Origin of the sequence: Moraxella porci DSM 25326 (assembly GCF_002014855.1) — a bacterium.
Classification (GTDB): Bacteria; Pseudomonadota; Gammaproteobacteria; order Pseudomonadales; family Moraxellaceae; genus Moraxella; species Moraxella porci.
The window spans coordinates 37768-45852 of sequence record NZ_MUYV01000015.1; the positions used below are offsets into that span (position 1 = coordinate 37768).

An 8085-nucleotide genomic window follows, 5' to 3' on the forward strand; every position below is an offset into this window, starting at 1 on the left:
CTTTAAAAGGCCAGCATTCAAAAGTGAATTATCGCTCACCCAAGCCTTCAGACAGCGTTTTGGTAATTGGCTTGGTCAAGTAAGATAGCACACTGCGCTCCATCGCCTTGATATCGACGCTTGCGGTCATACCTGGTCGGATAACGATGTCACTGGCGCGGCCATCAAACTCAGCACCCGAGATGCGGATCTGTACGCGATAATAAGGCTTTTCGCCGTCGCGCGTCTGCTCCATCAGCGTGTCTGGACTGATGTACACCACCTCACCATTCATCGCACCAAAGATCGAATAATCATAAGCATCGAGCTTGACGCTGGCGGTTTGGCCTTCTTTGACATAGGCGATATCAGCTGGGCTGACCTTAGCTTCGACAACCAAATCACTGTCGGTCGGCAGGATTTCCATGATCACCTCACCTGGCTTGACCACACCGCCGATGGTGGTGACACGGATGTTATTCACCTTGCCTTCGGTTGGGGCGAACAGGCGTTTTTCTTGCAGTACTTGACTGCGATCACGCAGCTGCTCTTGTTCTGACTGCAGCTCTTCTTGGGCGCGAGTCAGCTCGGTTTGGGCATCTTCAAAGTATTTATTGCGCTTGTTGGTGATCTGCGCTCTGATGTCCGCCACTTGACGACGCAGGCGGATAATATCAGCCTGACTGACATCACCATAAGACAACAGCGGCTCATTCATCGCAAGCTCTTGGCTGGCCAGCTCCAACATCCGCTCAAGCGATGAGATGTCTTGAGAGATGGCTTGACGGCGGCGGTTATACAGCTCGGTTTGGTTTTGGACATATTCAGGATAGCGCTGCACGCTGGCAGGGAATGACAGCGGACGATTGAAGATCTCAGCCTCCAAGCGCGCCACTTTGGCCTCGAGTGCTGCAGCCTTGGTTGCTGAATTATCCACCGCTGCCTGCGCACGTTCTTCTTCGAGCACCAAAAGCAGCTGACCGCGCTTGACATCATCACCCTCTTTGACCATCATCTGAGATAATACACCGCCTTCAGATGCCTGAATCTCTTGGGTGCGGGCACTGGCGATGACGGTCGCTGTCGCGCGTGTCACCTGATCGATCTTGGCAAAATACGCCCAAGTTAACAGCACCACCACCGTCACCAAGGCGGTCCAGATGATGATGCGAGCCCGATTTGAATTCGGTTTGTGTGAATGATAACGATATGAATTTGTCATGTTTGGGTCCAAAGTCAATTTGGCAAAATATGTTAAAACACCGATGGATTCGGGCAGCACCTGCCGCCGAGTCATCATCGATCAGCGGTCAGTCTCATCAGGCTGCATCACAGGATCAGCGGCTTTGGCTTGGATGGCCTTAGCTTGGGCTTGCAGCTGAGCTGGTGCGGCTTGGGCTTGCTGGGCTTTTGCCGCTTGTTGGCTGGCAGCTTTGGTCTTGGCAGCCTCTTCATTTTTGCGCAGCTGCTCAAGCACGGCTTGCTTTGGTCCATCCATCACCACTTTACTGTCGTTCATGATGATGATGCGATCGACCAGTGCCAATAGCGCAGGCTTATGCGTCGATAGGATCAAAGTCTTGCTTGGATCTTTGAACTCTTGGGCAAGTACAGCGATACACTGCTGCTCTTGGCTATTATCCATCGATGCAGTCGGCTCATCCAGCAGCCAGACCGATGGATTGGTCAGCACCAGACGCGTGAATGCCACGAGCTGCTTTTGACCACCTGACAGACCCTTACCGCCCTCACTGATCGCCAAATCCAAACCGCTAGAATGCCCAGATACCAAGCGGATCAAGCCTGTACGATGCAGCGCTCGGCTCAGTACATCATCGGGTGGTGTCGGCATACCGATCAACAAGTTATCCCTGAGCGTGCCTTGGAACAGACGATGATCTTGCTGTAGATAGCCCACTTGATCACTTAGGCTCTCACGGCTGATCTGGCTCATGTCCAGACCATCCAGTAGAATATGGCCTGAGGTCGGCGCATAAAGACCAGATAACAGCTTTAATAAAGTGGACTTGCCCGAGCCAATCGCACCCAAGATCGCCACGCGCTCACCTGCTTTGATGGTCAGCTGAGGCACTTGTAATGCTGGGCGATCATTGTCGGCATAATTAAAGCTGAGCTGCTGGCATTGATAATTGCCATAAATCTTCGATGGCGATAGCGGATAGCTGACGCCTTGGTTGTCTTGCTCTAGCTGATACAGATTTTCGATATTCATCTGCGCTGCTTTGGCGTGAGAATACTGCACCAGCATATTCGGCACATTCATGATCGGCGCTAGGATACGACCGCCCAAGATGGTACTGGCGATTAGGCCACCGATGGTCATATCACCGCTCATCACGATATACGCACCCATGATGACGATGCCAACATAGCTGACTTGCTGTAGCATCTGCACGAAGTAGTTTAGGTTGTCATTGGCATGGCGCATCTTTAGATCATTGTGGGTGGTGGTATTCATCACATTGATCCATTTGGATAAAAACTTCCAGTTACCCGCACCTGCTTTGATGGTCTCGATGCCCTCAACCGCCTCAACCAAAATACCTGTCTTGGCATATGATGCCTGCGCGCCTTCTTGGGCGATGGCGTTGATTTTATTACGGCTATAAAAACCCAAGCCCAGACCAATCACCGCCGCAATCAAAGGAATCACTGCCACGATCGGTGAGGCAATCACTGCGATGATGACAATGAATAACAAACTCATCGGCACATCCACCAGCGTAAACAAGGTGCTGGCGGTAAAAAAGCTGCGCACCTGCTCATAGCCACGAAGCTGCGCGGCGAGCGAGCCGACCGAGTTTGGCATCTGATCAACACGAACCTTCAGCAGTCGCTCAAATACCGATCGTGACAAATCCTGATCCATGCCCACGACCATGCGATCCATCACCCGAGAGCGAGCAAATTTCATAAAAGCTTCAAATAAAATCACCAAACCCACGCCCGAGCTTAGAATGATCAGCGTGTATTCACTGCGCGTGGGGATGACGCGGTCATAAACCTGCATCGAAAATAGCGATACCGCCAGTGCCAATAGACTGATGATAAAAGAGGCAATGACCGCTTCGATGACCACTATCTTGTGCGTCAAGATGCTTTGCTTGAGCAGCTTGCTAAAGGTGATATTCTGCTGACTTTGGGCGCGCGCGCGAATATCGACTTTGGCAATCAAGCCGAAATCCTCAGCACGGCAACGATGCATGCCTGTCGTCTGCTCAAATAGCCAAATATCCTGCTCCAAGCGCACAATGCGACCAAAGCCCAAGCCATGATGATACGCGATCAATGGCATGAACGCTGCATCTGGCGCCTCAAGCACTTCAAAGCCATCATTGACGCCCAGTGACTGCAGCATCACCTCGAGACTGGCGTGTGGCGTGGGCGCTTGTTTGGCCTTGTCTAGGCTTGACTGTAAGCGGTTTTTATCGACGGGAAAGCCTTGCTCTTTTAGCAATATGCTGACCGCCGAAGACAGCTCAGCGGCATTGGGCATGTGGATGATTTGACTATCTTGCAAAGAAGACATGATGTATTTTCCTTGAGTGTGACGCCGTGTACATGCTGTCGTGTGGCATCACAATGACTGATATAAATAAGATTATGGCGTAAGCTCAGCACTCTGATCGACCGACGGATCGGTGATGGTCTCGGCATCGATGGCGGCGACAGGCACTGCTTGATAAGTGATACTCGTTGAGGTAGTCTCTGACAGTGCAGCTGCTGCATTAGGCGCATCAGGCGTATCAATGACTGGGTCAATCGGCATCGCTTGAGGCGCCATCGGCATCGCTTGAGGCGCCATCGGTTCAGCGGTCACTGTCACGGCATCGACCTTGGCATCATCAGCATCATCGATACGATCATCCTCTACGATGCTCACCTGTACTTGAGTGTCTGTCTGAGCATCCAAGGCCTCATCGATCGCTGTGGTCTCATAAGCCCAATGATCTTCGGTCGTCTGATCAGGCTGAGTCAGCATCGGGCCATCGGTTGGTAGAGCCGCCTGACTGCTTTGCTCTGGTACGGATGGCGCTGATGTGCTGCGAGCGCTTAAGTATTGATCGATTTCTTCTTTGGCATAGCGATAGGGGCTAAATACCTCACTCGGCTGCTGAATAAAGTTCAGCGACTGCTGCTGCCATGGCATCTTAGCAAAATCGACTTGCAGCTTATAGAAACTGGCCACCATCTGTGCCTGTACTTGGCGCAGCTGCTGCTCATACTGCGACTGCTCGCGTACGGCATTTAGCACCTCAAGCCAAGATTTGCGGCCAGCGATGAACTGACGCTGATAAGAATTTAGCACGATCTGCGCACCTGCCACTGCCGCCACCAAGGACAGCTCTTGATCACGAGCGCTGACGAACTGCTGATACTGCGTCTGGATATTTTCCATCACTGAGCGGCGTGAGGCCTCTTGGCTTTGGATTAGGCTTTGGACACGAGCCTCTGATGCACGAGCCAGCGCCAGATTTGAAAAGCCAGCACCAGGGTTATAGCTTAACCCCACCATCACATCATCTTCGTTTTCGCGATCACGGTGCAGGTAGTCGTTTTGGTATTGGACATAGACCGTCGGATAGCGGCTGGCGCGCTGGGATTTGACTTCATAGCGCGCAGAATCGATCTCAAAGCGCTGACGCACGACGGTCGGATGGCTCTCACTGACCGATGAGAATGCCAGTTCGCCATAGTTTTGGGAAAGTGCTTTGACCTCGGCAGCCATCTGTGCGATATTTACCCCACCTGCTGCCCCCACAGGCACGCCGATGACTTGCTCCAGTCGAGCTTCGGCGATGCGCTGCTGTTCGATGGCACCTTGGAGGGAATTTTGATCTTGTAGGATGCGGTTGGTCACCAGATCCAGCTCAATCTTGGCAGAGACGCCTTGAGCTACGCGGCGCTGCATCATCGCCTCAAACTCCGCCAGCTGTCTTAGATTATTGGCATACAGCTCTTGGAGGGATAATGAATAGATGTACGCCTGCCAGATGTCGATGGTGTTTTTGGCGACTTCGTTTTGTTGTTCTAAAATCTTGGCAGTGGCTGCTTTGTCATCATTGATCGCTCGGTTCACATCCGCGGTGAGTCTGCCGCCTGTCCACAAAGGCTGATTCACCGTAAAGCGCGTGACCGTGCCATTAGTATTGTCATGCTGAGTGGATAAAGCTGGTGTCGGCAAATAGCCCAGTTTGGCAGCTGTCACACCCTCGGCCGCCGCTCTTTGGTCAGCGACTGCCGCACCGACGAGCGGATGCGTCTGCACCGCCATCGAGATCAGCTGATTGATCTGTAGCGGATTGACATTCGCCTGCGCTGATAGCGCTGTCAGACCCAGCATGGCCAGCGCCAGTTTGTGCAGTCTTCGCGCAGGTACGCGCTGCTTTACCAAAGATGTATTCAAAAAGTTAATCATGCATGTTGCTCATCGGGACTTCATAAACCAAGCGCATCTGCGATGGCGGCTGCCTATAAAGATCAGCTGAATTGGCGTTATGACATTTGGTGGCGCTGATCGTACGATCTGTGGCCAGTCTTTGTCCATCATAGCCATGCAGGCCTCTGGACAATTTTGTGTTGCAATTATATCAAATATTAATTCAAAACTTCGGGAATTTGTTGTGAGTTTTGTAAATTTTTAAGTTTTTGATTCTGTAGTATGAGTTAAATGCCCAATGCAGATGTAGTTTATGCAATATGTGCATGCCTAGACATCTGTCGCTGTTTGCACTGCATGGCAGTGATGGCATGGATCGGCCGATTTTGGATAAATTTATGGTATAATCTATGGCACTGTTTGACCGCCCTTAAAGATAGGCTTTAGATGACAGCTTGATATTGATCAGATCTTAGCTTAGCCCAGCACCGATAGATGCTTAATCTTGACAATTTTACTGACAATTTAAAAATTTATGACACAGCAGCCACCCAAAAAGACACCCTACCCCAAGCCCCATCAAAAGCCCCGCGCCGCTGATGCGCGATTCTCCTCGCGCTCGATCATGCTGTTTATCGCTGCTGTCGTGGTGATGGCACTGGTGTTCGCGATCATCGTCAATTATTTGATGGCGCAGTATCGCCCAAGCCCAGCGAACACCGCATCAGACACCGCCATCGCCCGTGATCTGAGTGTTGAGCCGATCGATGCCGAGACACTACAGACACTCAGCGAATCCGAACTCGATGAGGCAGATCTTGATGCAGTCGATGAGGATGCACCTGCTGCACCTGAGGTGACTGCTCGTACAGATGAAACTGTGGCGGATACAGAGACAGCCACTGACAGCGCATCTGCCAGCGCAGCCGCCCCTGCAGCTGCCCAAACAGCTACTCAGCCACGCCCTGCACCTACCCAGCCACCAGCAGACATACCCACACCACCCATCATCCGAGAGCCAGCATCTCCTCTACCTGGTCACGATCCTGTGATGCAGTCAGACCCTGAGGATGAGAGAGTCGCTGCCATCATCGATCAAGTGCGCAGGATCAATGAAGCCAAGCTTGCACCAGTCCTCTCACCGCAGCCTGCTCCAGCTGCTGATGCCGATACACCCATTACGCCAAGCGAGACTGCGCAGCCCGAATAACGCCCTCGACCATCGTACAGGATCCCGTGGCATATCTGTCACAAATCAGCAGTGAGCGATGGTCACAGACGATGTCACAGCCATCGAGTCATTGTGATAATGACTGCTGCTGATGATAATTTTGGTCACCAGTTGACCTAGTACTTGGTGCTATTTTATCATCACAGGAGTCACAATCATGCCACGACTGATCAAACCTCTTAGCCACACCCAGATCCAGCACGCCAAACCCAAAGCCTGCGAGTACCTACTGTGCGATGGTCACGGCCTGCATCTACGCATCCACCCCAGCGGCAGCAAGATCTGGCTGTTTAATTATAAAAAACCTGCCACCCATCGCCGCACCAACATCAGCCTAGGCCACTTCCCCATCGTCACCCTACAGATGGCACGGCAGCTGCGCGATCAGCATCGACAGCTGCTGGCTCAGGGCATCGATCCTGCACATCGACCCACCACAATCAGCTTCGCTCAGCTGTGCCGTCAGTGGTATGCGCATCGCACCACTCGAGCCCGCTTTAGCTCAGACTACCGCCGTGATGTATTGCGACTGATCGACCGCCACATCTTGCCTAGGCTTGGCGACTATGGCATCACGCAGATACAGACCAGTGATCTCATCGATGTGCTGGCCTATCATCACACCAAGGCTCAGATGAGTTCGCTGCACCGATTGATCCATCTGCTGATGCAGATCTTCGATCACGGCATCCATCTGGGTCTATGCCAGCACAATCCTGCTGCCAGACTAAGACATCTATACGACCGCCCCAACTGCACCCACCGCCCGACCATCAGCCCTGAGTCGCTGCCTGAGTTTCTGCTCGCCTTATCCACTGCTCGCATCCAGCGGCAGACTTATTTTGTCATCCTGTGGCAGCTACTGACCCTCGCTCGCCCGAGCGAAGCGGCACACGCTCACTGGCAGGACATCGATCAGACTGCCAAGCTGTGGCGCTACCCCATCTATAAAGGCACCCGCACCGAGCAGCACCGCTACCACACCGTAACACTCAGCCGTCAAGCCATCTCCATCCTCGATGCCCTGCCCACACGCACAGGCCATCTGTTCCCCAGTCATCTGCATCCTGATGCACCGATGAATGCGCAGTCTGCCAATGGCGCCATCAAACGCATGGGCTATCGTGGCCAGCTCGTCGCCCACGGCCTGCGCAGTATCGCTAGCACCTATCTGAACGAACAAGGCCATGACTCTGAGATCATCGAGATCGCCCTATCGCATCTGAACCAAGACCGCATCAAGACCGCCTATGACCGTGGCGAACGGCTCGCCCAGCGATTCACCCTACTACAGATCTGGGCGGACTATGTCGAACACTGCGCCACGCTCGTCGGTGTCGATCTGATGAATCCACAGCTACAGCTGCCTGCCAACTGTAAGCGATGGTCACAGTGATGGTCACATGGGGTGTGCTAGATACCAATAATTATCGTAAAATCAATGAGATGGGTGGGTGGTTTGGATGAGGATCTA

5 protein-coding genes are annotated in these 8085 nt (G+C 52.7%); 2 read left to right on the forward strand and 3 right to left on the reverse strand.

All coding sequences use genetic code 11. The features are described from left to right. Window positions 1–28: 28 nt before the first annotated feature. The 3 genes from B0681_RS09840 to B0681_RS09850 form a co-directional block, all read right to left on the reverse strand. A complete protein-coding gene (locus B0681_RS09840; protein ID WP_078318561.1) occupies window positions 29–1201 on the reverse strand; it encodes an HlyD family type I secretion periplasmic adaptor subunit in 1173 nt (390 codons plus the stop codon). Between the two features lie 81 nt (window positions 1202–1282). Continuing rightward, complete coding sequence (locus tag B0681_RS09845; RefSeq protein WP_114144985.1) at window positions 1283–3529, reverse strand: type I secretion system permease/ATPase; 2247 nt, start codon at window positions 3527–3529, stop codon at window positions 1283–1285. Window positions 3530–3601: 72 nt separating this feature from the next. Next, on the reverse strand, window positions 3602–5419 hold the full coding sequence (locus B0681_RS09850; protein ID WP_078318555.1) for a TolC family protein: 1818 nt from the start codon (window positions 5417–5419) through the stop codon (window positions 3602–3604). A 496-nt stretch (window positions 5420–5915) separates the two neighbouring features. On the opposite strand from B0681_RS09850, the gene B0681_RS09855 reads away from it, so the two are divergent. After that, window positions 5916–6590 (forward strand): hypothetical protein, encoded by a 675-nt coding sequence (locus tag B0681_RS09855; RefSeq protein ID WP_078318556.1) that lies wholly within the window; start codon window positions 5916–5918, stop codon window positions 6588–6590. Window positions 6591–6768: 178 nt separating this feature from the next. Next, on the forward strand, window positions 6769–8007 hold the full coding sequence (locus B0681_RS09860; RefSeq protein WP_078318557.1) for an integrase arm-type DNA-binding domain-containing protein: 1239 nt from the start codon (window positions 6769–6771) through the stop codon (window positions 8005–8007). Window positions 8008–8085: the final 78 nt, after the last annotated feature.